The sequence below is a fragment of the Nocardioides sp. GY 10127 genome (assembly GCF_004919085.1).
Taxonomy (GTDB): Bacteria; Actinomycetota; Actinomycetes; order Propionibacteriales; family Nocardioidaceae; genus Nocardioides.
This window is the reverse complement of sequence record NZ_STGL01000002.1, coordinates 285,346-309,950: the sequence shown is the minus strand read 5'-3', so window position 1 is coordinate 309,950 and position 24,605 is coordinate 285,346. Positions and strand designations below refer to the sequence as shown.

20 protein-coding genes and 1 pseudogene are annotated in these 24,605 nt (G+C 70.8%); 12 read left to right on the top strand and 9 right to left on the bottom strand.

The features are described 5' to 3' along the window. Positions 1-95: 95 nt before the first annotated feature. The 3 genes from E8D37_RS03120 (at position 96) to E8D37_RS03110 (ending at position 4,627) form a co-directional block, all read left to right on the top strand. Positions 96-1,883: a M1 family metallopeptidase gene (locus E8D37_RS03120; RefSeq protein ID WP_136568298.1), complete on the top strand. Its 1,788-nt coding sequence runs from the start codon at positions 96-98 to the stop codon at positions 1,881-1,883. A gap of 75 nt (positions 1,884-1,958) precedes the next feature. After that, a complete protein-coding gene (locus E8D37_RS03115; RefSeq protein WP_136568297.1) occupies positions 1,959-3,170 on the top strand; it encodes a DUF3500 domain-containing protein in 1,212 nt (403 codons plus the stop codon). A 26-nt stretch (positions 3,171-3,196) separates the two neighbouring features. Next, complete coding sequence (locus E8D37_RS03110) at positions 3,197-4,627, top strand: HupE/UreJ family protein (protein ID WP_136568296.1); 1,431 nt, start codon at positions 3,197-3,199, stop codon at positions 4,625-4,627. A gap of 42 nt (positions 4,628-4,669) precedes the next feature. Here the strand turns inward: E8D37_RS03110 and E8D37_RS03105 are convergent, their stop codons facing one another. Next, on the bottom strand, positions 4,670-5,233 hold the full coding sequence (locus E8D37_RS03105) for a cysteine hydrolase family protein (RefSeq protein WP_136568295.1): 564 nt from the start codon (positions 5,231-5,233) through the stop codon (positions 4,670-4,672). A 97-nt stretch (positions 5,234-5,330) separates the two neighbouring features. On the opposite strand from E8D37_RS03105, the gene E8D37_RS03100 reads away from it, so the two are divergent. Then, on the top strand, positions 5,331-6,509 hold the full coding sequence (locus E8D37_RS03100; protein WP_206055536.1) for a low temperature requirement protein A: 1,179 nt from the start codon (positions 5,331-5,333) through the stop codon (positions 6,507-6,509). Between the two features lie 106 nt (positions 6,510-6,615). Here E8D37_RS03100 and E8D37_RS03095 read toward each other — a convergent pair whose 3' ends face one another. The 3 genes from E8D37_RS03095 to E8D37_RS03085 all read right to left on the bottom strand — a co-directional run bounded on the left by E8D37_RS03095 (position 6,616) and on the right by E8D37_RS03085 (position 10,712). Then, positions 6,616-7,515, bottom strand: coding sequence for an alpha/beta hydrolase (locus E8D37_RS03095; protein WP_136568294.1), 900 nt, complete (start codon positions 7,513-7,515; stop codon positions 6,616-6,618). Positions 7,516-7,583: 68 nt separating this feature from the next. Further along, positions 7,584-8,135: a quercetin 2,3-dioxygenase gene (locus tag E8D37_RS03090; RefSeq protein ID WP_136568293.1), complete on the bottom strand. Its 552-nt coding sequence runs from the start codon at positions 8,133-8,135 to the stop codon at positions 7,584-7,586. A 78-nt stretch (positions 8,136-8,213) separates the two neighbouring features. Then, positions 8,214-10,712: an alpha-L-rhamnosidase gene (locus E8D37_RS03085; protein ID WP_136568292.1), complete on the bottom strand. Its 2,499-nt coding sequence runs from the start codon at positions 10,710-10,712 to the stop codon at positions 8,214-8,216. A gap of 155 nt (positions 10,713-10,867) precedes the next feature. Here E8D37_RS03085 and E8D37_RS03080 point away from each other — a divergent pair, with 155 nt between their 5' ends. Further along, entirely contained in the window at positions 10,868-12,172 is a 1,305-nt protein-coding gene (locus E8D37_RS03080; protein ID WP_168929587.1) for an MFS transporter, read from the top strand. 89 nt (positions 12,173-12,261) lie between these two features. Continuing rightward, entirely contained in the window at positions 12,262-12,888 is a 627-nt protein-coding gene (locus E8D37_RS03075; RefSeq protein ID WP_136568290.1) for a TetR/AcrR family transcriptional regulator, read from the top strand. Positions 12,889-13,241: 353 nt separating this feature from the next. Here E8D37_RS03075 and E8D37_RS03070 read toward each other — a convergent pair whose 3' ends face one another. After that, entirely contained in the window at positions 13,242-14,177 is a 936-nt protein-coding gene (locus E8D37_RS03070; RefSeq protein WP_136568289.1) for a LysR family transcriptional regulator, read from the bottom strand. A gap of 69 nt (positions 14,178-14,246) precedes the next feature. Here E8D37_RS03070 and E8D37_RS03065 point away from each other — a divergent pair, with 69 nt between their 5' ends. Further along, positions 14,247-14,564: a hypothetical protein gene (locus tag E8D37_RS03065; RefSeq protein ID WP_136568288.1), complete on the top strand. Its 318-nt coding sequence runs from the start codon at positions 14,247-14,249 to the stop codon at positions 14,562-14,564. A gap of 516 nt (positions 14,565-15,080) precedes the next feature. Here the strand turns inward: E8D37_RS03065 and E8D37_RS03060 are convergent. Then, positions 15,081-15,371, bottom strand: coding sequence for a DUF2249 domain-containing protein (locus tag E8D37_RS03060; protein ID WP_136568287.1), 291 nt, complete (start codon positions 15,369-15,371; stop codon positions 15,081-15,083). On the opposite strand from E8D37_RS03060, the pseudogene E8D37_RS20680 reads away from it, so the two are divergent. The 5 genes and pseudogenes from E8D37_RS20680 to E8D37_RS03040 all read left to right on the top strand — a co-directional run. Beyond that, positions 15,284-15,646: pseudogene (locus tag E8D37_RS20680) on the top strand (hypothetical protein); the annotation flags it as partial. The gene E8D37_RS03060 and the pseudogene E8D37_RS20680 overlap by 88 nt on opposite strands. A gap of 255 nt (positions 15,647-15,901) precedes the next feature. After that, positions 15,902-16,144: a hypothetical protein gene (locus E8D37_RS20215; protein ID WP_240770174.1), complete on the top strand. Its 243-nt coding sequence runs from the start codon at positions 15,902-15,904 to the stop codon at positions 16,142-16,144. Further along, positions 16,141-17,232: a hypothetical protein gene (locus E8D37_RS03050; RefSeq protein WP_136568286.1), complete on the top strand. Its 1,092-nt coding sequence runs from the start codon at positions 16,141-16,143 to the stop codon at positions 17,230-17,232. Before E8D37_RS20215 ends, E8D37_RS03050 begins: the two co-directional genes overlap by 4 nt. A 47-nt stretch (positions 17,233-17,279) precedes the next feature. Further along, positions 17,280-19,853, top strand: a complete 2,574-nt coding sequence (locus E8D37_RS03045) for a multicopper oxidase domain-containing protein (protein WP_240770152.1) — start codon at positions 17,280-17,282, stop codon at positions 19,851-19,853. 47 nt (positions 19,854-19,900) lie between these two features. After that, positions 19,901-20,239, top strand: a complete 339-nt coding sequence (locus E8D37_RS03040) for a cupin (RefSeq protein ID WP_136568284.1) — start codon at positions 19,901-19,903, stop codon at positions 20,237-20,239. Between the two features lie 223 nt (positions 20,240-20,462). Here E8D37_RS03040 and E8D37_RS03030 read toward each other — a convergent pair whose 3' ends face one another. The 3 genes from E8D37_RS03030 to E8D37_RS03020 form a co-directional block, all read right to left on the bottom strand. Continuing rightward, complete coding sequence (locus tag E8D37_RS03030) at positions 20,463-21,620, bottom strand: cytochrome P450 (protein ID WP_136568282.1); 1,158 nt, start codon at positions 21,618-21,620, stop codon at positions 20,463-20,465. 66 nt (positions 21,621-21,686) lie between these two features. Next, a complete protein-coding gene (locus E8D37_RS03025) occupies positions 21,687-23,081 on the bottom strand; it encodes an MFS transporter (RefSeq protein WP_136568281.1) in 1,395 nt (464 codons plus the stop codon). Continuing rightward, positions 23,078-24,478: an MFS transporter gene (locus E8D37_RS03020; RefSeq protein WP_136568280.1), complete on the bottom strand. Its 1,401-nt coding sequence runs from the start codon at positions 24,476-24,478 to the stop codon at positions 23,078-23,080. Before E8D37_RS03020 ends, E8D37_RS03025 begins: the two co-directional genes overlap by 4 nt. Positions 24,479-24,605 lie beyond the last annotated feature (127 nt).

Genomic DNA, 24,605 nt, shown 5'->3' with positions numbered 1-24,605 from the left:
TGCACCAGCTGCACCGCATCCACCCCGATCCCGCTCACCGAGGCTCTCGCGCAGCCTTCCCCGGCCCCCGCGTCCGGGTTGGCTAGGTTGTCGGTGTGGCTGCTCTCTACACCCTCGACCCGCACTCCGCCTCGCGCCCGAACGAGGTGGTGGTGACGCACCTGTCGCTCGACCTCACGGTCGACCTGGAGGCGCGGACGCTGTCGGGGACGGCGACCCTCGACCTGGCGCACACCGACCCGGCGGCCACCAGCCTCGTGCTGGACACCTGGCGGCTCGACGTCCAGCAGGTCACCGACGGGGACGGCGCGCCGCTGGCCTTCGCCCTCGGCGAGCACGACGACGTCCTGGGGGCGGCGCTCACCGTCGAGGTCGGGGCGGGCGACCGCGTCGTCCTCACCTACGCCAGCCACCCGGAGGCGCAGGCGCTGCAGTGGCTGGACCCGGCCCAGACGTCCTCGGGCAAGCCGTTCCTGTTCTCGCAGAACCAGCCGATCCTGGCCCGCTCGTGGCTCCCTTGCCAGGACAGCCCCGCGGTCCGGACGACCTACGACGCGGTGATCCACGCGCCCGCCGGCCTGCTCGCGGTCATGAGCGCCGAGAACCCGACCGTGGTGGCGGCCGACGACACCTACCGCTTCTCGATGCCGGAGCCGATCCCGTCGTACCTGATCGCGCTCGCGGTGGGCGACCTGGAGTTCCGGGCGATGGGGGAGCGGGCCGGGGTGTACGCGGAGCCGGGCGTCGTGGAGTCCGCGGCCTGGGAGTTCGCCGACACCGGGACGATGATCGACGCCGCCGAGCGGCTCTACGGCGCGTACCGGTGGGGCCGCTACGACATCCTGGTGCTGCCGCCGAGCTTCCCCTACGGCGGCATGGAGAACCCGCGGCTGACCTTCGCGACCCCGACGGTGCTGGCGGGGGACCGCTCGTTGGTCAGCCTCATCGCGCACGAGCTCGCGCACTCGTGGTCGGGCAACCTCGTCACCAACTCCACCTGGAACGACATCTGGCTCAACGAAGGCTTCACGACCTACTTCGAGCGCCGCATCGACGAGGAGGTGTTCGGGGCGGACTACACGGCCATGCTCTGGCGCCTGGGTCGCCACGACCTCGACCGCGCCGTGCGTGACGAGCAGCCCCGCGACACCTGGCTCGAGCTCGACATGGCCGGCCGCGACCCCGACGACGGCCCGGCCAAGGTGCCCTACGAGAAGGGCTCGCTGTTCCTGCGGCTGCTGGAGGAGGCGGTCGGCCGCGAGCGCTTCGACGCCTTCCTGCGCGACTACTTCGACCGGTTCGCCTTCACGTCGATGGACACCCCGACGTTCCTCGCCCACCTGCGCGCGGAGCTGCTCGAGCCGGCCGGCCTGAGCGACGAGGACGTGCAGCTCGAGGCCTGGGTCCACGGGCCCGGCGCGCCCTCGAACGCCCCGTCCTTCGACTCGGACGCCTTCGCGGTGGTCGACGTGCAGGTGGCGGCCCTGCTGGCCGGCGCCGCGCCGTCCTCGCTGGAGACGGAGGGATGGGTGAGCCACCAGTGGGTGCACCTGGTCCGGGAGATCCCGGTCGGCACCTCCCACGAGGTGCTGCGCGCCGTGGACGCCGCCTTCGGGCTCTCCGGCAGCGGCAACATCGAGATCGCGACCGCCTGGCTGGAGCTCGTCGGGCGCTCCGGCTTCTTCCTCGAGGACGACGAGGTGGACGCCGCGCTCGCCTCGTTCCTCACCCGCCACGGACGGGCGCTGTACGTGCGGCGCGTCTACGAGGCGCTGGCCTCCTCCGACGCGGGGCTGGCCCGCGCCCGCGAGATCTTCGCCGTGGCGCGGCCCGGCTACCACTCGGTGACGCAGGCGGTGATCGGCCGGGTGCTGGCCGCCTGAGAGAAGCCAGCAGGGCACAGAAGGCTCACAGGGTCCGCAGTCCGGACGGCGAGGATCGCTCTTTACGGTCGCCGCATGACCCGACAGAACTCGCTCACCGAGCGCACCGTCTCCCGACGCTGGGTGCTCGGCGGCCTCTCTGCCACTGCCATGCTCGCCGCCGGCTGCTCGGCGACCTCGTCGTCGACCAGCGCGTCGTCGACCACCTCCGGTGCGGCCTCCGCGTCGTCCTCCGCCAGGAACGCCGCCGCGGTCGAGGCGGCCACCGCCACCACGTCGGCGGCGGCGACCACCAGCGCCAAGACGGTCACCCAGCTGGCCAAGGCGTTCTACCGCTCGCTGGACAGCGACCAGCGCTCCACCGTCCTCAACGACTACAGCCTCTCGAACGCCGAGCGGTGGTCGAACCTGCCGCAGGGCCTGCTCACCGGCGGGATGGGCGGCGGCCCGGGCGGCGGCTCCTCCGACAGCAGCGCCGGCCGTCTCGGACTCAGCCTCGGCGACCTCAGCACCGCCCAGCTGCGCCGCTTCCAGCGCCTCATGAAGGCCGCGACCGGCACCCGGACCGGGCTCGGCTGGGACGAGATCACCATGCACCTCGACGCCGACGACTACCTCTCCGAGAACGGCGGCGGGGACACCTACGGCCGCGAGAACTTCTACGTCGCGCTGCTGGGCACCCCCTCGACGTCCGGCACGTGGGAGCTGCAGTTCGGCGGCCACCACCTGGCCGTCGCCAACACCTACGTGGACGGCGAGCTCGTCGGCGCCACGCCGTCCTTCCGCGGCATCGAGCCGAACGGCCGCTTCACCTGGGACGGCGAGACGATGAAGGTGCTCAAGGTCAAGGAGCGCGCCCTCACGGCGATGCTGGCCTCGCTCACGTCGGCACAGAAGTCGAAGGCGGAGCTCTCCGACGTCTACAGCGACCTCGTCCTCGGCCCCGGCAACGACTGGCAGTTCCCCACCACCCACGAGGGCCTCAAGGTCGGCACGCTGTCGGCCGCCCAGAAGAAGAAGGTGCTCGCGGCCATCGCGGGCTACGTCGACGACATCGCGGACGCCGACGCGGCGCTCATCATGAAGCGCTACCGCAAGGAGATCGACAAGACCTACATCGCCTGGTCGGGCACCACCAGCCTCACCCAGGTCAACGACTACGTGCGGATCGACGGTCCCTCGGTGTGGATCGAGTTCTCGATGCAGAACGGCATCGTCCTCTCGGGTGCCCACCCGCACTCGGTGTGGCGCGACCGGGTCACCGACTACGGCGGGACCCAGAGCTGAGCCGGCACCCGCGGACGGAGAGCGCCGTGGTGCGCAGGGCGGCGCGGGCGTGCGCCGGGCTCGTGGTGGCGTTGGTCGCCACCGCGGTGCTCGTGCTGACGTCCGCGACGTCGGCGTCCGCCCACGTGGTGCCGACCTCGACCATCGAGCTCGCCGTCACCGACAGCGACGTCGTGGCGACCGTGGAGATCCCGCTCTCCGACCTTGAGTCCGCCACCGGGCTCGACCTGGGCGACGAGACGCAGGCGGACGTCGACGCGAACGCCGACGCCATCGAGGAGTACCTCCTCGAGCACTTCCAGCCGACCACGGACGACGGGGAGGAGTGGACCGTCAGCGGGGGCGACCTCACGGTCGTCAGCGCCGGGACGTCCACCACCACCGGCATCTACGCCGCGCTGGAGACCACGTTCACCCTCACGCCGCCGGCCGACACGGACGCCGAGGAGGCCGAGCAGTCCTTCGACCTCGGCTTCGACGCGATCGTCGACAAGGTCGCCACGCACACGATCATCGTGACGGTGGAGTCCGACTCCACCGACGACGACTTCAGCGGCGCCTACGAGGTCGGCACCATCAAGCGCGACACCGTCACGAACACGATCGAGGAGCTGCACGTCGACCTGTCGTCGGGCACGTCCGCGTCGGCGTTCACCGACATGGTCCAGCTGGGGATGCAGCACATCCAGGAGGGTGTCGACCACCAGCTGTTCCTGCTCACCCTGCTGCTCCCGGCGCCGCTGCTCGCGCTGCGGCGCGCGCGGGCTCCGGGTCGAGAGGCAGGACGCCGGTGGGCCGGCCGCGTCGACGGGCGCACCGCGCTGCGGCGGATCGGCGCCACCACGCTCGCCTTCACCCTCGGGCACTCGATCACGCTCGCGCTGGGCGCCTACGGGCTGCCGGTGCACGAGTCGTGGGTCGAGGCGGCCATCGCGCTGTCGATCCTCGTCGCGGCGGTGCACGCCGTGCGGCCGCTGTTCCCCGGCCGCGAGGCGCTCGTCGCCGGCTCGTTCGGGCTCGTCCACGGCCTGGCGTTCTCGGAGGTGCTGCGCTCGCTCGACCTCACCGGCCTGCACCTGGTGCTCGCCCTGCTCGGCTTCAACCTGGGCATCGAGCTCATGCAGCTCGTGGTGGTCGCCGCCGTCCTGCCCGCCCTGGTGATGCTGTCCCGGCTCGAGCGCGTCTACGCGGTCGTCCGTCTGGCGGCCGCCTCGCTCACCGGGGTGGCCGCGTGCGGGTGGCTGCTGGCGCGGGTCGGGTACGCCAACCCCGTCTCGGACGTCGCGGACTGGTTGGGGGAGTGGTCCCTGCCCGTCCTGGTCGTGCTGTGGGCCGGCGCTCTCGCCGCGCTCGTCGTCGACGTGCGCGCGGGTCGGCGGTCTGCCGGCTCCGACTCCGGCTCCGGCTCGGCGCCGGCGTCGGCGTCGGCGGACGTCGAGGAGCCTGCGGGGGTCTGAGCACTCGCGGTCCCGGCGCAGGCGGTCTGGGGGCGGCCTGCCTCAGAGGAGCGCGAGCACCTCGTCGGTCGTGCGCACGCGCGCGAACTCGCCGCCCTCGAGGTTGACGGCGGTGGCGGTGTGCAGCTCCTCCGCGGTCAGGCGCAGGCCGTGCGGGCCCTCGAGGTCGTACGTCCAGGTGGCGTCGATCGCGAGGGTGGTGTCGAAGCCGAGGTTGCCGGCCATCCGGGACGTGGTCTCGACGCAGTGGTTGGTGGTCGCGCCGACGACGACCAGCTGGGCGGCGCCGTGCTCGCGCAGCCAGTCCTCCAGCGACGGGGTGCCGTAGAAGCAGGAGTTCACGGACTTGGTGACGAGCAGGGCGGGCTCGAGGGCGGCGACCTGGGGGACCAGGTCGTTGCCGGGCTGCCCGGGGCGCAACGTGGAGCTGGGGTCGGTCGAGTCGTGCCGGACGACGACGACCGGCCGCCCGCCGGCCTGCCACGCGTCGGTGAGCCGTCGGATGTTCCGCTCGGCGTCCGGGTTGTTGCGCGGGCCCCAGGACGGGTCCTTGAACCCCTCCTGGACGTCGATCACGAGCAGGGTGGCGGTGCTGTCGAGGCTCACCGCGCGAGCCTAGGCAGAACCGCATGTGACCGGGCAAACCGGACCGGTCGTGCCCGCACCGTGTCGCGATCGCCCGGGTTCTGCCAGGATCGGCCGGGTGACGACCAGCACCGCGCAGGGCCGGTTCCGCCTCCTCCCGATGCGGCCTCGCGACGCCGCCGAGCCCGGCCGCACCGCCAGCACCCTGGAGCTCTTCTTCGACCTGGTGTTCGTGGTCGCGGTGAGCATCGCCGCCTCCCAGCTCCACCACGCGCTCGCGGAGGAGCACGTCGTCGACGGCGTCCTGGTCTACGGGCTGGTGTTCTTCGGCATCTGGTGGGCGTGGATGAACTTCACCTGGTTCGCGACGTCCTTCGCCACGGACGACTGGCTCTACCGGGTGCTCACGTTCGTCCAGATGGCCGGCGTCCTCGTCCTGGCCGCCGGCATCGAGCCGGCGTTCGCCGAGCAGGACTTCGGGCTGCTCGTCTACGGCTACGTCGTGATGCGCGTGGCCATGGTGGCGCAGTGGCTGCGCGCCTCCCGGCACGCCGGAGCCAGCCGGCGGGCCACCCAGCGCTACGCGGCCGGGATCGCCGCCGTGCAGGTCCTGTGGTTGGTCATGCTCGTGCTGCCCGGGGTGGCGGGGCAGGTGGCCGTCGTCGTTCTCGTGGTGGCGGAGCTGGCCGTGCCCGTCCTGGCGGAGCGAGCCGGGCAGACGCCGTGGCACCCGCACCACATCACCGAGCGGTACGGCCTGTTCACCCTCATCCTCCTCGGCGAGAGCCTGCTGGCCTCGGCCAACGCCGTGATCGAGGCGCTGCACGGCGACGAGGCGGTCGGCCCTCTCGTCCTGATCTCCGTGGTGGCGTTCCTGGTGACGGCCGCCCTGTGGTGGCTCTACTTCTGGCCGCCGCACCACCGCGCGATCGGCAGCCTGTGGCGGTCGCTGCGCTACGGCTACGCCCACTACTTCGTGTTCGCGGCCGCCGGGGCGTTCTCCGCCGGGATCGAGCTGCAGATCGACACCGCCACCGGCGCGAGCGAGCTCGGCGAGCGGGCGAGCGCCCTGGCCCTCTGCCTGCCGATCGCGGTGTTCGTGCTGGGCATCTGGTGGGTCGCCGTCCGGGACGTCGCGCCGGGGCCGGTCAACGTTGCGCTGCCCCTCGCCGCCGTCGTCCTGCTCGCGGCGCCGCTGCTGCCGTGGTCGACGGTGGCCGGTCCGCTGGTGGTCGCGGCGGTGGTGAGCGTCGCGGTGGTCGTCGTGCTGGTCCTGAGCTCGCCGCGGGAGGGCTGACGCTCCTGCGGCCGGCGGCGGCACCGTGATCGGGGTGGATGCGGTGCGCCAGATGCACCGCATCCACCCCGATCACGTCTAGGTGTCGTCTGCCCGAGGCGTGACGTCAGCCCAGCGCGTGGAGCGTGGCGTCGAGCGCGGTGCGGGCGGCGTCCGCGTCGGCCATCCAGGCGTGCTCGGCCCCCTCGATGCTGACCAGCTCGACGGGGACGCCGGCGTCGGCCAGCCGGTCGCGCAGCCGCTCGGACTGCACGTGCGGGACGAGGGAGTCGGCCGTGCCGTGGACCAGCAGGAACGGCGGCGCGCCCGCGTGCACGTGGGTGAGGGGGCTGGCGTGCCTGGCGACGTCCGGGCGCTCGGGGATGGCGCCACCGACCAGAAGGGCCTCGGGGGAGTCGCGGGTGGTCGGGTCCTCGCCGCGGTCGGTGGAGATCCCGGGCAGGTCGGTGGGCGGGTACCAGCAGATCGCCCGGCTCAGCGCGGTCGACGGCCCGGTCACCCCCACCTGGCCCTCCAGGGTCTCGTCGCCGGAGTCCCCGGTGAGCGCTGCCAGCGCGGCCAGGTGGGCACCGGCGGACTCGCCCCACACCGCGAGGCGGTCCGGGTCGATCCCGAGCTCGCCGGAGCGGTGCCGGACGAAGCGCAGCGCCGCCTTCACGTCGTGCAGCTGCGTGGGCCAGGTCGCCTCCCCGGTGAGTCGGTAGTCGATGCTGACCACCGCCCACCCGGCCCGGGTGACCTCGACGAACGGCTCGTACGCGGCCGGCGAGAACATCGGCCCGGCGCCCGTCCGCCGCCCCACGCGCCACGCCCCGCCGTGGAGGAACACGACCGCCGGCAGCGCCCGGTCCGTCGGGGCGAGGGGCAGGTGGACGTCCAGCTCGAGCGGGCGTCCGGCGTCCGTGCTCGCGTAGGCGAGGCCGGGGAGCAGGCGGTGCCCGGCAGGGGTCACCAGCGGGGCGGCGAAGGGCGCGTCGAAGGGCGGGACGATGGGAGGGCGCGGCACGGGTGGGTCTCCTCCTGGCGGGTGTGGGTGCGGGTGCGGGGGTGCAGGGCGTCAGCGTCGGCGACGTCCTACTGGTTCTCCCAGCGGTGCTGCGGGTGGAACTCCATGTGGTGGCGCTGGGCGGCCGCGCCCATCCGCGGGAAGTCGGGCACGTAGGGCGGGGACGCCGGGTCGATGGCGTCCGCGAGGGTGCCCATGTGCTGGAAGAACCGCTCGAAGCCGCCGGTGGCGACGCCGAGCATCCTCGACTGCTTCTCGACCCGGTAGGCGTGCTTGTAGCCGTTCGGCACGAAGCCGAAGTCGCCCGGCTCGAGCAGCTTGTCGATCTCGCCCTCGGGGGTCTCCAGGAAGACCCGCACCGCGCCCTCGACGATGAAGAACGTCTCGTGCGTGTCGGCGTGGGTGTGGGCCGGGATGACCTCACCGGGAGGGCATGTGGCCATGAACATGCCGAACTGCCCGTCGGTCTCGTCACCGGACAGCATCACGGTGAAGTGGTCGCCGAAGAGCTTGGCGTGCTCGCCGGAGCCCGCCTCGAGGAAGAACGGGGTGGGTCGGCCGGGAAGGACGCCGTCCCACGCGGGGCGGCCGGAGGCGTCGGAGAGGTACTCGAAGGACATGGGGACCATCCTTGCTCGCTGTGAGGTGGATCTCGGGTTGTGCGCCGTGCAACGGCGGGTGTCGTGGGGGTGGGTCGTCTAGGCGGGGCACTCCCACACGTGGTCGCCGCCGGTGACGGTGCGCGTGCTGCCGTCGGGCAGGACGACGTCGGCGGTCGTGCCCACGGGCAGGGTGAGCGTCAGCGTGAACGCAGCGTCCTCACGCGTCCACGCGCAGGTCAGGGGCCCGCGCACGGTCTCCAGCCGGGTCGAGGCCCGGTTGAGGGACGGCCCGGGCAGCGGCTCCACGCGCACCCGGGCGTAGCCGGCCTCACCGGCCCCGGGCAGGTCCGGCAGGCGGACGCCGGCCAGGTGGGTGTGCAGGAACGAGGCGACCGCGCCTTTGGAGTAGTGGTCGAGCGAGCCGCGCACCGACCCGTCCTCGGCCACGCCGTCCCACCACTCCCACATGGTGGTGGCGCCGGCCTCGATCATGCCCAGCCAGGACGGCACCCCGGTGCGCACCAGGAGCGCGTGCGCGAGGTCGGCGTGCCCGTGGTCGGCCAGCGCCGGCAGGAGCTGCCCGGTCGCGAGGAACCCGGTGGTCAGCCGTGTCCCGTCGGCCACGACCCGCTCGGCCAGCCGGTCGGCGACCGCCTGCCGCCGCTCGGCCGGCACCAGGCCGAAGGCCAGCGCCCGGACGTAGTGGGCCTGCCGCTCGCCGCCCGGCACGGTGCCGTCCGCCGCCACGCGGTCGTCGGGCCCGAGGAACTCGGCCTGCCAGGCGCCGGTCGCGCCGTCGGCGAGGTCCCCGTAGCGGGCCGCCTCGTCCGCCAGCCCCAGCACGGTGCAGGACGCCGCCAGCAGGCGCGCCGAGCGGGCGAGGAACGCGGTCGCGACGACCGCGTGGTCGACCCGCGGGTCGGGGTGCGGCTCGACGCCGGGCTCCAGCCACTCGCCGAAGTGGAAGCCGGTGTCGAGCAGGTAGCGCTCGTGGGCGGCCGGCTCGGGACGGCGGGCGGCCCGGTCGGGATGGCGTCCCGAGGCGGCCCGCTCGGCCTGCCCGTCGACCCAGGCGCGCATGGAGGGGAGGCTCTCGGCGAGCACACCGGCGTCGCCGTAGGCCCGCCACAGCTCCCAGGGCACGAGGACCGCGGCGTCGCCCCAGCCCGCGGAGCCGGCGCTCATGTCCTCGAAGGCGTCCCCCGACGGCTGCGCGCCGGCGGGGTTCGGCACGACGGTGGGCACCCTGCCGTCGACCCACTGGTCCGCGCGGAGGTCGGCCAGCCAGCGCCGCGAGAACGCGTGGACGTCGGCGAGGAGCGCGGCGGTGCCGACGAAGACCTGCCAGTCACCCGTGAACCCGGAGCGCTCGCGCTGCGGGCAGTCCGTGGGCACCCCGCAGGTGTTGGCGCGCAGGCTGTTCACCACGACCTCGTGCAGCCGCTCGAGCCGTGGGTCGTCGCAGGTGAAGGCGCCGGTGTCGCGCAGGTCGGTACGGACCTCGACGGCGCGCACCTCGGCGTCCGCCTCGCGGGGGAGGCCCTCGACCTGGACGTAGCGGAAGCCGTGCGTGGTGTGGCGCGGCTCGGCCTCCTCGCCGGGGACGCCCGAGGTGATCACCTCGTCGACCTGACCGGCGGGCAGCAGCTGCTTGGTGGCGAAGTCGAAGGCGCGCAGGTGGCCGGTGTCGACACGGCCCGCGGCGTCCAGCGCCTCGCCGTGGGTCAGCGTCAGGCGGGTGCCCTCCGGGGCGATCGGCTTGCCGTCACGCCCGGCCAGGCGCACCCAGCCGTTGAGGTTGAGGCCCAGGTCGAGCACGCGGGTGCCGTCGTCGAGCACGGTGGTCGTGATCGGGGCGACCTCGCGCACCGCGCGCACCGGGGGCGCGGTGGGCGGCACCAGGCGGACGTCGTCGGAGGCGACGCGTCCCGTGGTCCGGACGGGCTGCCAGTCCGGGTCGGTGGGCGCGGCGGTGAACCACTCCGGGTCGAGGGCGCGCAGGTCGAGGGACTGGCCGTCCATCAGGTCGGCGCGCAGCACGTGCGAGGGACGCGAGCGCCAGCCGTCGCCCGAGACGAGCAGGGTGCGCCCCCGGCCGGGTGCGACGCCGGCGTCCACCTGCTCGACTCGGAGGAGGAGGGCGGTGCGCTCGCCGAAGCCGTCGCCGTGGCGCTGGAAGCCGTGGCGCCCACGGAACCAGCCGTCCGAGAGGACGGCCACCAGCGTGTTGGAGCCGGGCCGGAGCAGGGGCGTGAGGTCGGCGGTCTGGACCTCGAGGCGCCGACGGTAGGCGGAGAACCCCGGGGTCAGCTGCTCGTCGCCCACGCGGGTGCCGTTGCAGAACAGCTCGTAGACGCCCTCGGCCGTGGCGTGGACGAGGACGGGGGCGAGCCCCGCGGTGTGCTCGAACGTGCAGGCCAGCAGGTACGCGGGTCGCTCGCCCACCGGCGGCACGACCGGCTCGTGCGGCCCGACCCAGGCCGCGCCGCCGAGCAGCGGGCGGGCGTCGGCGGCGGCCGGCGACGACGCAGGTGCTGAACCCGCTCCCGACCGGGGTGCGGGAGCGGGCGGGAGGGCCTCGGTGGTGAGCGTCATGCCTGCGTCCGTCCTGTGAAAGTTACCAACTGGCATGCAAAGACTTACCACATGGCAACTGAATGTGTAGTGTGCGCCACACGTCGCCAGTGGGCCACGTCACGCGTCAGTCATCGGGTCCTGTTCACTGGGCCGAGCGAAAGAGGAGAAGCCAGATGTCACTGCTGTCGGGGAGCGCCAACCAACCAACCCTGCCGTCGGAGGAGGCCGAGGCGCATGGCTTCCTGGACCCGGGCACCGGCTTCGTCGCCGTCCTCGCGCTCGCGTCGACCCTGCTCTTCGGCGCGCTGCTCTCGGTCGGCATCCTCACGCTGCCGCTCCAGGCGACCGCGATCGACGCGGCCACCTCGACGACCACGATCGCCATCGCGAACGGCTTCGCCGGTGTCGCCGCCCTCGTGCTCAACCCGGTGGTCGGGCGGCTCTCGGACCGGACCAGCAGCCGCTGGGGTCGCCGTCGTCCCTACCTGGTCGCCGGCGCCCTCCTCGTCGTCCTCGGCGGCCTCCTCGTCGTGGTGGCGGGCTCGGTCCTCACCCTGGCCCTCGGCTGGCTCGTGATGACGCTGGGCCAGATCGCCGGCCTCACCGCGCTCGGCGCCCTCGTGCCCGACCTGTTCTCGCCCGAGCGTCGCGGCCCGGTCTCGGCGCTCTTCGGCGTCGCCGGCACCGCGGGTGCCGTGGTCGGCCTCTTCGTGGCGAGCCTGTTCTCCCCGCACCTGGCGCCGATGGTCCTGGTGCCGGCGGCGCTGGCGGCCGTCGCGATGCTGCTCATGGCCGTCGTCGCGCCCTCGGTCGGCACCGCGGCACCCGCCGAGCCCTCCCGCGGCGCGGGTGTGAAGGGCCTCGTCTCGACGTTCTGGGTCAGCCCTCGCCGGTACCCGGACTTCGCGCTGGCCTTCTTCAGCCGCTTCGCCGTCTTCTGCGCGATCGCCGCCGTCAACGCCTACCAGGCCGTCTACCTGATCGCGGACCTGCACGTGGACCCGGTGGACGTGGCCGGCCGGGTGTTCCTCTCGACGCTCGTGCTCGGCGTCACGGCGCTCGTCTTCTCCACCGTGCTGGGGCGGGTCTCCGACAAGGTGGGTCGCCGCAAGCCGTTCGTCATCGTCTCCGCGCTCATCTTCGCGGTCGGCCTGGCGCTGGTCGCGTCGGCCAACAGCTTCGGTGAGTTCCTGATCGCCAGCGCCGTGATGGGCCTGGGCCAGGGCGTCTACCTGGCCGTGGACTTCGCCCTCATCACCCAGGTGCTGCCCGACCCGGCGAACCCCGCCAAGGACCTCGGCATCATGAACCTGGCCATGAGCCTGCCGAACATCGTCGTCCCGGTGGTGGCGCCGACCCTGCTGGCCATCGGCGCGGCCGCCGGCAGCCCCGGCAACTTCAGCCTGTTCTTCGGCGTGGCCGCCGTCGTCGGGCTGGTCGGCGCGGTGCTGATCGTCCCGGTGCGCGGAGCGCGCTGACCGGACGCTGCACGGAACCGGCCCGGCCGCTGACTACAGTGGCCGGGCCGCGGTGCGCTCGGACGTGCCGCGGAGGGGAGGAGCAGGTCGTGCCGCTGAGCGAGGGTGCCCCCGTCCGGCCCAAGGTCGGACGGCAGGCGGAGAACCGCGCGCGCCGCCGGACGGAGATCCTGGACGCCGCGGTCGCCGCGTTCACCGAGAAGGGCTTCAACGGGACGTCGCTGCGTGACGTCGCCGCCCGGGCGGGCCTCACCCACCCCGGCCTCGCGCACCACTTCGCCGACAAGGCCGCGCTGCTCGAGGGCGTGCTGGACCGGCGCAGCGCCGCCGCGCTGGCGGCCGTGCCCGTCGACCCGCACGACGGCATGGCCATGCTGCGCTCGCTGGTCGGGCTGACCGAGCACGACCTGACCGACCCCGACGGGCTGCGGATGTTCCGGGTCGTCTCCGCCGAGGCGCTCGCCCCGGCCCATCCGGCGCACGGCTACTTCCGCCGCTGGTACGCCCAGGTGCGCTCCTGGGCCCGCACCGGCCTCGCCGACCTCGAGCGGCGCGAGCTCCTCGCCCCCGCCGTCGTCGACCTGGACGCCGCCGCCGCCCAGATCGCCGGCATGCGCGACGGCCTCGACCCGCAGTGGCTGCTCGACCCCGACGCCGTCGACCTCGTCGTGGTGGTGCGAGCACACCTGCAGACCTACTGCACCGAGCGGCTCTGACGCTCGTCGTGCCGGGCCGGAGGCCTGGTGGTCGGTGCGCTGCGTGATCGGGGTGGATGCGGTGTGCCTGGTGCACCGCATCCACCCCGATCGTGTCGTGGACGGTCTGGGGGTTGGTCCACGAGCGGTCGTCGACGACGATCATCGATCGTCCCATCGCCGGCGGAGGGACCAGGCTGATCTGACTTTCACGTGGACCCGGTGGTCGTCACCGGTCTGATGTCCACGCTGTACCTCGCAGGGAGCCGGCAGGTCGACTGGCGGCGCTCCCTCGCCCTACCCCGCGACGGCGTCCGTGCCCGCGAGGGCCGCTCATGACGAGTGGTGCAGCGCGCTGTCGGGTGGTTGTCGGCTCAGCTCGACGTCTGAGGCGGTCGGCGTCGTGACGGCGCCGCCACAGCGTCGGCTGGGACGGCCGAGACGGCTGCGGAGATGAGCGCGGTGACAGCGGGCCTGTCGTCATCGCGGTTCCGGGCGATCACGATGCGGCTGGGCTCGGCGTCCTCGACCGGGACGCACGCGATGCCAGCCGGTGTGGGTGTGAGGAGCGAGCGCGGAAGGATGGCCACGACCCGTCCGATGCGGACCAGTGGGACGAGCTGGGAGACATCAGTGATCTCGGGGACCTGGGCACGGCTACGCGGCCCCGTGTCTGTCGTCACTCCCCGAGGAACGACCGATTGGTCGGGGGCGACGCCTCGCCATCTCGGGAAGGTCTCGTCGGCCAGGTCGTCGAGCCGGACAGTCGTACGATCCGCCAGCCGGTGCCCGTGGGGGAGGACGGCCACCCGATCCTCGACATGCAGGGTCTCGACGGCGAGCCCGGTGAGATCGTCGAACGGCGCGTACAGCAGACCGACATCGGCGCGCCCCTCGCGTAGGTGCTCGGTCCGGTCGGTGCCCCCGCTGAAGAGGATGTCGACCTGGTGAGCCTGCGGCTGCTCTGCGTAGGCCGACAGAATTCCGGAGAGCAGGTTGGCGTCGCCTCCTGGCTTCATGACCAGTCGTAGGGGCTGATCCTGTCCCGCGCGCCGGGCCTGCTGGAGTGCGAGAGCGACTGCGTCTAGGGCGTGCCGACCGTGCTCGAGCAGCGCTGCGCCGGCGGGGGTGAGGGCGACGGTGCGGCTGGTGCGCGTCAGGAGCTGCACCTTCAGTCGTGACTCGACACGCTGGATGGTCTTGGACAGCGCCGGCTGAGCGATCGAGAGTCGGGCGGCCGCTCGACCGAAGTGGAGCTCCTCGGCCACCGCGACGAAGTAGCGCAGCTCTCGGGTCTCCAACTCATCCATGCCGTCAGGTTATCGTTCGAGGCCGAACGTGTATTGGAGCTGGCAGCCGGCTCAGGCTGTACTCGAGGCATGATCAACCACACCATGCTCGTCTCGTTCAACGAGTCCATCCCCGACGCCGACCTCGACCAGTTCCTCTTCGACATCGAAAGCGCCTTGCAGGCCACCGGTGTGGTGGAGACGTTCTCCGCCCAGCGTCACATCCCCGTGCCCGGCGAGGAGGCCATCCCAGCGTTCATCGCCACGGCCGTCCTGGAGTTCGGTGTCGCTGACCACGACGCCCTGGTCACCTTGTTCGCGGCCCCCGATGCCGGCAAGGTCATCCACAAGTGGCAGGCCAGCCACCCCTACAGTGTCGCCTGGGTCAACCGCCACGTCGACGCCTGAGTGACTCCGCGGGCTCGGGCGCCGCTCAGGCGGCGTGACGAGCCCTGCCACTGAAGCGTGCAGCGGACCCCCAGCAGCTCACCGGGATCTCCTGCGGTACTTCTGTGGTGCTGGGCCACGATCGGGCCAGGACAAAGGGCCCCTGACGCTGCATCGCTGCAGGTCAGGGGCCCTTTCGGGTCTACGGCGTCTGTCAGATGTCGTAGTACTGACTGACCAGCTAGGTCTGACCAGAGAAAACGCGGTGTCGAGTTGTGCTGGGGCCGCAGTGGGGCCGCAGCTGACGGAACTCGACTCCGATGGTGGGCTCGCCTATGGACCGGCGTTCATGGTGCACTCGCTGGGCTTGCGAACTCACTGACCGCGGGGTAACCGGCTCCTCAATCGGGACGTTCATGCTGATGAGGTTTACCCACGCCCCGGCCTGTGGGCACAGCGGCCCTGTCGTGCTGATCGCCAGAGTCGACCCGGGGGTCAGGTCTCGCGGAGGAAGGCTGCCGGGGAGTTGGAGCGACGTCAGCGGCGGGTGAACTGCAGGCGCCAAGCCTCGGGTCCGCGGGTGAGGTACTCCACGGTGTAGGTGCCTGGAGCTTCCGTTTCTATCTGCTGCAGCAGGGGGATGGGGTCGTGCGGCGCGACGAGCACCATGGCCTCACCCGAGCGAAGCGATCCCAGTGCGCCCTTGATGGACGCATGTCGGATCGCGTGGGGGATGGCCCGTGCATCGAGCTCGGGCAGTGACTCGTGGGCCGCGCCGCAGGCGCACCCGCCGGTCTCCTTCAGACCCAGATCTTCTCCGATTGCCATGCCTTCTACGTCCTTCCCGGTGTCACTTGTGGCCGAAGTTTGCCTACCGCAGCCATTTTGGCACAATAAACTCCGTGAAAAAGAATCGGTCGGCAGAGCTGGGCCCGCGACCAGCTCGACAAGCGCCCGGTAGCCGTCTGTCACGGCCACGGGCGCACCTCCTGGAAGTCCTGCAGGCGCAAGCCGAGCCGACGAGTCTCGCTGCGCTGGTGTCGATCACGGGTACGCACGCCAATACGGTGCGCGAGCACTTGCAGGGGCTGCGACGTGCGGGCCTGGTTCGGCGGTCTGCAGCACCTGTGTCGGGACGGGGACGCCCAGGTTGGCTGTATGAGGCGACTGAACGGAGCCATGACGACCCGCGGCCGGAGTACGCAGGTCTCGCCATCGCGCTTGCCTCGGTGGTGGCGCGCACCAGTCCAGCACCTGTGGAGGCAGCCCGGGAGGCGGGCGTCCAGTGGGGACGAGAGCTCGCACGGGGTGCGTTGGCGGATTCCGCGGCTGCGAAGCCCCGGTCTTCGCGTCAGGCGGTGAGCGACCTCTTCGACCATATGGGGTTCGCGGCAGAGCCGGGCCGGAGTGCACGAGTCGTGCGCTTGACGCGCTGTCCGCTGCTCGAGGCAGCGCACCAGGCGCCTGAGATTGTGTGCTCGGTGCATCGAGGGATCGCCGAGGGTGCCCTGGAGGAGTTCGGCACGGCGTCCGACGGGGTGCAGTTGCTGCCGTTCGCGGAGCCGGGTGCTTGCGTGCTGCGACTGCAGGGGACGTCGTGACCGTCCTCGACGCGCCGGTCCGCTCTGGGGCTTGGCGTCCGGTGTTCCTCGTCCCGGCGGGTCTCAGCCTGCTGGCCGGTTTGGACGCGGCGCTGATACTGCTGGATCTGCCTGCTCCGGTCGACGCGGACCGGCTGCCCGAGGTCCATGGGTTCGTGCTGGTCCTGGGCTTCGTCGGCACCCTGATCGCCTTGGAACGAGCCATTGCCCTCGGCACGAGGTGGGGTGTGATGGCCCCCGCTCTACTCGGCTTGGGAGCGTTGCTGACGCTCGCCCCATTGCCCCTTCTGGTGGGTCAGCTCGCACTCGTTGCGGGCGCGTTGAGTCTGGTCGCCGTCTACCTCCCGCTCTGGCGACGCCAAGCGGACGAGGCGGTCCTGGTGCAGGCACTGGGTGCGGTGCTGGCCGCCGGGGCGGCCGGGCTGTGGGCCGGTGGAGTGGATGTGCCGGTGCTGCTGCCGTGGCTGGTTGCCTTCGTGGTTCTCACGATCGCCGGTGAGCGTCTTGAGCTCGCGGGGCTGGGTATGGGACCGAACGCCGGAGCGGTCCTCGTGCTGCTCGCGGTGTGCGTCGCCGTCGGTGTCGTCGCGTCACTGTTGGCACCGCAGCCCGGATCCGCTTTCCTGGGTGTCACGCTGGCCGTTCTGGTGGCTTGGCTCGCCGCTCATGATGTGGCGAGGCGGACGGTCCGCAGTTTCGGACTGCCTCGCTACATGGCGGTGTGCATGCTGACCGCCTACGGCTGGGCGGCCGTGGCTGCGGGGGTCTGGCTGACATCGAGCCCGGCCGACGGTGATGGCGCCTACGACGCCGTCGTGCACGCAGTGTTCCTGGGGTTCACCCTCTCTATGGTCATGGCGCACGCGCCGGTGATCTTTCCGGCGGTGGTCGGGAGGGACCTGCCGTACCACCCGAGTCTGTATGTCCCCGTCGGGCTGCTGCACGTTTCGCTGCTGATGCGGGTCTGGCTCGGCGACGGACTCGACCTGCCGCACGCGTGGCGTCTGGGAGCGGTACTCAACATCGTCGCCCTGCTGTCGTTCCTGGGACTGGCCGCTGGCCGTGTCGTGGCAGGGGGCCGGCGATGAGGAGGGGGTTCTCGCCGTGGCGGGACCTGCCGGCGTTGGTGTGGCTGATGGCGATCCCATTGGTGGCGGTGGCTCACCCGTGGCTGCCTGAACCTCGATGGCTGCTGCTCCACCTCCTCCTGCTGGGTGCCGTCACACATTCCATCGTGGTCTGGAGCCAGCACTTCGCAGACGCCCTGCTCCATGTCGCATCTACTCCGCGTCCGCAACTGCTGGCGATGCTTGCACTGGGTGCGTTGGCCGTGATGATCGGAACACAGACATCGCTGTGGCCGGTGACCTTGGTGGGCGCCACGTCGGTGGTTGGAGCAGTGGTCTGGCACGCGGTGCGACTGGCGGGGCAGTTGCGGAGAGCGCTGCCCGGCCGGTTCGCGGGCGTCATCCACTACTACCTGGCTGCCGCGCTGGTGCTCCCGATCGGCGCAGCGCTGGGCGTTCTTCTCGCCCGGGGCCTTCCGGATCCGTGGCACAGTCGTCTGCTGCTGGCGCATGTGGTGGTCAACCTGCTGGGTTGGGTCGGGCTGACCGTGGCAGGCGCGGTGCTGACGCTGTGGCCGACGATGCTGCGTACCCGTCTCGGCGAGGGATCTGACAGCGCGGTACGTCGAGCGCTGCCTGTGCTTCTTGTCGGGGTCCTCACGGCCGCCGGTGCCTGCCTCGCCGGCCTCTGGCCCCTGGCGGCTGCGGGGCTCGTGTTCTACGTCGTGGGCGCGCTGATCATTGCCCGGCCGCTGCTTGACGCGGCTCGGCGCAAGCCTCCGTCGAGCCATCCGACGTGGTCGGTGGGTGCTGGTCTGGTGTGGCTGGGTGGGTGCTTGGTGGCGTGGGCGGTGCTCCTTGCGCGAGGTGGAACTGCGGAGGAGGTGCTTGGGCGGCTCGATTGGTTGGTCCCGTTCCTGGCGGCGGGGTTCGCAGCCCAGGTTCTTCTGGGCGCGCTCGGCTACCTCGTGCCCACGGCTCTGGGGGGCGGTGGCCGCGCGGTCCGCGCCTCGGCAGCGGTCCTCGACCGGGCCGGTGCCCTGCGGGTGACGGTGGTCAACGCCGGGCTGCTGGCCTGCGTGCCTCCGGGACCGGGCGCAGTGCGGGTCGGGTGCTCCCTGGCGGTGCTGGTGGCTCTGGCTTCGCAGGTTCCGCTGCTCGTGCTGGCCATTCGGGCCTCACGGCGAGCACGCGGACCGGACGCCACTGCCATTGAACCGGTGGCTGGAACAAACCGTCAGCGCTCCCTCGGCTCGGCCGTCGCCGGCCTGTCGGTTGTCGCCCTCACGATCGCAGGCGGCGTCGCGGTCGACCCGGCCGCCCTCGACACGGGCCGCGTCATCAGCGCCGCTGCTGGCGTCGAGGCGACCGGCCACACCACCACCGTGCGCGTGGAGGCGGCTGACATGCGGTTCGTGCCGTCCCGCATCGACGTCCCTGCCGGTGACCGACTGGTGATCGAGCTGGTCAACACCGATTCCGATGTGCACGACCTGGTCCTGGAGACCGGTGCCGACTCCGGCAGGCTGTCACCGGGTGATGGCGCCCGCATCAACGTCGGTCTCGTGGGCCGCGATCTCGACGGCTGGTGCTCGATCGTCGGTCACCGCCAGATGGGCATGACGCTCCAAGTCACAGTCACCGGAGCCGACGCCACTGACGAGGCCGACGAGGCAGATCACGCCGACCAGGCTGACCACGCTGACGACCCGAACGGCGACGAAGCCGGTGACAACGACGCAACCTACAACCCGGCCGCCGAGCCGGAGGCTGGCTTCAGCAGCCGGAGTGCCGTGCTTCCCCCGCTGCGTGACCGGGGCCCGCAGACTCACCACGTCACCTTGACGGTGCGCGAAGTCCTCCGTGAGGTGGCCCCGGGCGTCACCCAGCGCTTGTGGACTTACAACGGGCAGTCACCCGGCCCGATCCTGCACGGACGGGTTGGTGACCGGTTCGTCGTGAGGTTGATCAACGACGCGAGGATGGGCCACTCGATCGACTTCCATGCCGGAACGCTCGCTCCCGACGAGCCCATGCGGACGATCGCTCGAGGCGAGTCGCTGACCTACCGGTTCACCGCCGACCGGGCCGGGATCTGGATGTACCACTGCTCAACGATGCCGATGTCGGCACACATCGCCAACGGAATGTTCGGCGCCGTGGTCATCGAACCCCCTGACCTGCCGGCGGTCGACCAGAGCTTTGTCCTGGTGCAGAGCGAGCAGTACTACGGTCCGCAAGGGGGGCCAGTCGACGTCGACAAGGTCCAAGCAGAAGAACCCGACGCCGTCGTGTTCAACGGATACGCCAACCAGTACGACCACGACCCGATACAGGTCTCGGCCGGTGACCACCTCCGGATCTGGGTGCTCGACGCGGGCCCGAACCGTGCGACGGCCTTCCACGTCGTGGGTGGCCAGTTCACAACCACCTGGGCGGAAGGGTCCTACCTGCTGCGAGACGCGGGAGCCGTCGGCACCGGCGGCGCCCAAGCCCTCGCACTCGCCCCCGCCCAGGGAGGATTCGTCGAGCTGATCCTGACCGAACCGGGGCACTACCCATTCGTCTCCCACGTCATGGTCGACGCAGAACGAGGCGCCCACGGGCTCCTGAGTGTCGAACGTCCCCGAGCGCAACGGTGACAACGATGCCGCCCACATGCTCCACCCACCGAGAGGACCTGATTGAAATGAACCAGACTGACGCCGCCTCGCTCATCGAGGTCGCCCATGAGCTGCTGGCCCAGGCCTCCACATCGCATAGCGGCCGCGCGGCACGCACCTTGTTGGGCGGCAGCGAACGAACCCTCCGCCATACCCTCATGGCGCTCCGGGAAGGCGCCCAACTGGCCGAGCACACGGCGCCCGGAGACGCGAGCCTGCAGGTCATCCTCGGACGCGTGCGGCTCAGCGATCCGTCGGGCTCCCGCGAAGGGACCGCTGGCGTCTTGATGCCGGTCCCCGCCGAACGCCACAGCCTGGACGCGCTTGAGGACAGCGTCGTCTTGCTGTCGGTCGTGGTCCAGTGAGCGACCCGGCCAGCGAATCGACGGATCTTGACACGTTGGTCAGGTGGCAGGCCGCCGGTGGGGAGTGGCGGCTGCTGAGCGTGGGTCCACCGGTCCAAGTCGGCCTGTTCACCTGCGACGGGAGAGAGGAGATGGGACGCATCGAATCCACCCAGGGCCCGTTCGTTGCCTACGTCGAGGCCCAATCGAAGCGGAACAGCGGCAACGAACGAGGCGACTCGACCTAGCGCAAGACCACTGGAACCCGTGCCCACCCTCCGGCTGGCCGGGTCTCGCGCACAGCTGGTCGCTCGGTGGCGAGCTCGATGTGGTCGGTGGCGGCGAGCAGCGCCTGAGTGACCACCCTGAGCTCCATCAGGGTCAGCGCCCGGCCCGGGCACTTGTGGGGGCCGATGCCGAAGACCAGGTTCGCGTGCGCGTTGCCGATCGGGTCGAACCTGTCCGGGTCGTCGAAGACCAAGGGGTCACGGTTCGCCGCGGTCCAGTTCAGCACCAGGCGTGCGTCTTTCTCGACCCGCTGCCCGCCGAGTTCCACCTCACGGGTGGCGCGGCGCCGGTTCGAGACAAAGGGGTCGTCGATCCGCAGAATCTCCTCGATCGCCGCCTCGATCGCTGAGTCGTCACCTGCATACGCCTGAGTTCGAAGGACGGATTGGACCTCTGATCGGGTGGCGAGGAAGTGCACGATGACCCCGATCGAGGTGGCGAGTGAGCCGAGATCTCCGGCGGTCCAGTTTCGCAGGATCGAGACGATCTCGGTGTCTTCGAGCGGTCGTCCGTTGACGGTCTCGGTCATCAGTTCACGGGTGACGTCGATGCCGCCGGTCGCCTCGGCGGCAGGATGTTCGCGGCGAGCGTCGAGCAGGGTCTGGATGATCTGGTCGAACTCGTCTGCGATGGCGGCTGTGCGTCTGCGTTCACCGGAACGGGTGGCGGCGCGGTTGTCTCGCACCCACTCGACCAGTCTCGGCTCGAGCTCACGCGGCCAACCCAACCATGCGGACTGGACACGGACTGCGAACGGCATGCCAACCTGTGCGATCGTCTTGATGGTCGACCCGCGGGGGAGTGCGTCGACGATCTCGACCGCCAACGTGCTGGCGGTGGGCTCGAGGTTGGCAACGCGCGCGGGCGTGAGGTAGCGGTCGACCACGGCCCGGAACGTCGCGTGCTCCTTTCCGTCGAGGCTGTTGGGGATCGCCCGCCGAGCTGTCACGGAGCTCGAGAAGGAGACCGGGTCCGTCGCGGCCGCTACCACCTCCCGGTGCCCTAGGACCAGCCACACGCCGGCCTGCTCCACGACGGGGCACCGGCTACGCAGCGCGTCGTACCCTGCGCGCGCATCAGGGTGTTCGAGTCCCGCGGCGTTGCCAGCGTCCACGTGAGGCTCGTCGTGTTCGTCCACAGGATTCTCCACAGGACTGGCTGTCGTATACGGCGATGAGGGTCAGCTCGGCCGTGGTGCGCCCTTGCGGGCATAGCGGACCCAGGTGATCGCCACGCACATGACCGCCCAAGCGATGCCGACGGAGTAGAACGCGGTGGCGCCGATGGTGGTGATGCCGACGCCGAAGAAGAACGGGCCGAAGGCGGCGATGGCGGCGGTCCAGCCGATGACGCCACCGGCCTGGCGGCGTTCGAAGATCATCGGCATCTGCTTGAAGGTGGAGGCGTTACCGATCCCGGAGAACAAGAAGATCGCGAGCATGCCCCACAGGAACTGGTGGAAGTCCGACTCCAGCGCCGCGGCGGAGCTGAGATCGGGGGTGAGCGCGGGGATCGTGTACGCGATGGACACAATGAGCCCGAGACCGGAGATCAAGGTCCAGATCGCGCCGCCCATGCGGTCTGTGAGTGGGGAGAACAGCACGCGGGCTGCGGCACCGATGAGGGGGCCGAGGAACACAAACTTGACCGGGTCGGGCACCGCGTAGCCGTCGATGAGGACGCTTGCGGAGGCACCGCTTCCGCTGACGATGTCACCGTTGCCGGTGCCGTAGAGGTTCGACATCAGCAGTCCGAACTGAGCGGCCAGTCCGGAGAAGGTACCGAAGGTCATGATGTAGAGGAGCGTCATCAGCCAGGTGTCGGTGTTGTTGAAGATGTCGAACTGCTGACGGACGTTCGCCTTGACCGGTACCGACTTGAGCAGGGCCCAAGCGAGCGCGGCGCCGATGACCATGAGCGGGATCCACACGAAGGCGGCGTTCTGGTACCACACCTCCTTCGACGGCTTGCCCGGCACCGCAAGCTGCTGGCTGTCGCCGAGGAAGGCGAAGAAGGACACCGCGATCAGGTACGGCGTGAGCAGCTGCACCAGGGAGACCCCGAAGTTGCCGAGCCCGGCCTGGATCCCCAGTGCTGTTCCCTGCTTGGCCTTCGGGAAGAAGTAGGACGTGCTGGGCATGAAGCCGGAGAACGCGCCGCCGCCGATGCCGGCGAGGAAGGCCAGGGTCATCAGCTCCCAGTATGGCGCGGTGGGGGACTGGACTCTGACCCCCCAGCCGAGCGTGGAGGCGATCAGCAGCAAGGACGTCAGCGAGACCATCTTGCGGGTTCCCAGGATGGGCGGGAGTGTCATCCAGACCAGCCGGAACAGCCCAGCGGACAGTCCGGGCATGGCGGCCATCCAGTACAGCTGCGTGGTGGAGAAGCTGTAGCCCAAGGCGTTGAGCTTGGGGATGATGGCGCTGGGCAGGAACCAGGCGACGAACGCCAGCGTCAGGCAGAAGGTGGTGATCCACAGGGTCCGCCACGCCAGCCGGGAGTCCCAACTGGAGGCATCTTCGGGGTCCCAGGACTCCAGCCACTCCCCGGAGCGGGACGGTGTAGTGGTGTTCATGCCAGTGCCTCCTCAGGGGCGTTGGTCGGGGCGGTGGTGGGGCGTTCGATGTGACGCGCCAGGTCGGGGGAGTCGGTGTGCAGCATGTGGACCACGGTCCAGTGCATCCAGAGCAGGCACACGGCTGTCAAGGCAAAGAGCACGAAGAAGGTGCTGGAGGGGAACCCGGACCAGGCCTTGGTGTAGGCGAACAGTGGGGGAAGGAAGAAGCCGCCGAGCCCCCCGAGCATGCCCACCAGGCCACCGACGGCGCCGACGTTGTCGGGGAAGTACTCCGGGATGTGCTTGTAGACCGCTGCCTTGCCGATACCCATGGCGCACCCGAGGAGGAACACCAGCAGGGCAAACGGGGCCAGCCCTATGGCATAGCTCAGATGCTGAGTCTGGCTGCCGTCGGCGTGGTCGATGACCAGGTGACCGTTGGGCATCATCAGCAGCCCGGAGACCACCAGCATCGTGCCGAGTGCGAGGTACATGACGCGCCGTGCCCCCCACTGGTCGGACAGCCAGCCCCCGACGGGACGCAGCAAGGATGCGGGGAAGATGTAGGAGGCGGTCAGGTACGCGGCGGTCTGGAGCGAGACGTCGAAGTTGTCCATGTAGTACGTCGGCAACCAGGCGGCGAGGGCAACGTAGGCGCCGAAGAAGGCGACGTAGTAGAGGCTGAAACGCCACACCCGGATCTGGGTGAGCGGGGCGAGCTGCCGGCGCAGCGGCTGGGCGCGACCCGGTGCCTTGTCCTGGTGCGGGGCCAGAAACCACGTCGCGGCGGCCATCAGCACCAGCAGCACGGCGTAGAGCACCGGGATGAACCGCCAGCCACCGGGGAAGATACCCAGGTAGGTCGCGCCCACGGTCGTGCCCGCGATCAACGGCGGTCCCACGAACTTGGTGACCGAGGCGCCGACGTTGCCGGCACCGAACAAGCCGAGGGCGAAGCCTTGGTGCTCGCGGGGCTGCCACGCGGAGTTCCAGGCGATGCCGGCGGTGAAGGAGTTGCCGGCGAACCCGACGAGGAACGCTAGGACCAGCAGCATCGCGTAGGAGTCAGCCCGAGAGACGAGATAGGCGGGGACTGCGGAGCCGAGGAGCAGGAACGTCATCACCTTCCGGCCCCCGACCCGGTCGGTGATCATGCCGGCCGGGAGACGCCACAGGGAGCCGTTGAGGACCGCGGCGGCGATGATCCACGACAGCTGCACTTCGGAGAGCCCGAACTCGGTGCTGATGGGCTTGCCGAGGATGCCGAACATCAGCCAGGCAGCGAACATCAGCGTGAAACCCACCGTGGACAGCCCCAACACCCGACGGGCACCCGACCGGTCGAGGTCGCCGCCCGGAGCAGCCTCGCGACGGCTCTCCGAGCTATTGGTGGCGTGACGCGTCCTCGTCGACATGGCGACCCCTGTAATTGACGGATAGGAATCCTCTAATTTCTCTATCAGGACGCTAGCGGCGGGATGGATCTGTGTCTACCGTGTCGCGTGAGACCTCGATTACAGGATTCGAGTCCATTAATTGTCT

What these genes read in the sequence shown, in the direction of transcription:
- E8D37_RS03115 (WP_136568297.1), top strand. Translation starts at nt 1,959, where the DNA reads ATGACCCGACAGAACTCGCTCACCGAGCGCACCGTCTCCCGACGCTGG.
- E8D37_RS03090 (WP_136568293.1), bottom strand. Translation starts at nt 8,135, where the DNA reads ATGTCCTTCGAGTACCTCTCCGACGCCTCCGGCCGCCCCGCGTGGGAC.
- E8D37_RS03085 (WP_136568292.1), bottom strand. Translation starts at nt 10,712, where the DNA reads ATGACGCTCACCACCGAGGCCCTCCCGCCCGCTCCCGCACCCCGGTCG.
- E8D37_RS03080 (WP_168929587.1), top strand. Translation starts at nt 10,868, where the DNA reads ATGTCACTGCTGTCGGGGAGCGCCAACCAACCAACCCTGCCGTCGGAG.
- E8D37_RS03070 (WP_136568289.1), bottom strand. Translation starts at nt 14,177, where the DNA reads ATGGATGAGTTGGAGACCCGAGAGCTGCGCTACTTCGTCGCGGTGGCC.
- E8D37_RS03065 (WP_136568288.1), top strand. Translation starts at nt 14,247, where the DNA reads ATGATCAACCACACCATGCTCGTCTCGTTCAACGAGTCCATCCCCGAC.
- E8D37_RS03060 (WP_136568287.1), bottom strand. Translation starts at nt 15,371, where the DNA reads ATGGCAATCGGAGAAGATCTGGGTCTGAAGGAGACCGGCGGGTGCGCC.
- E8D37_RS03045 (WP_240770152.1), top strand. Translation starts at nt 17,280, where the DNA reads ATGGCGATCCCATTGGTGGCGGTGGCTCACCCGTGGCTGCCTGAACCT.
- E8D37_RS03040 (WP_136568284.1), top strand. Translation starts at nt 19,901, where the DNA reads ATGAACCAGACTGACGCCGCCTCGCTCATCGAGGTCGCCCATGAGCTG.
- E8D37_RS03025 (WP_136568281.1), bottom strand. Translation starts at nt 23,081, where the DNA reads ATGAACACCACTACACCGTCCCGCTCCGGGGAGTGGCTGGAGTCCTGG.
- E8D37_RS03020 (WP_136568280.1), bottom strand. Translation starts at nt 24,478, where the DNA reads ATGTCGACGAGGACGCGTCACGCCACCAATAGCTCGGAGAGCCGTCGC.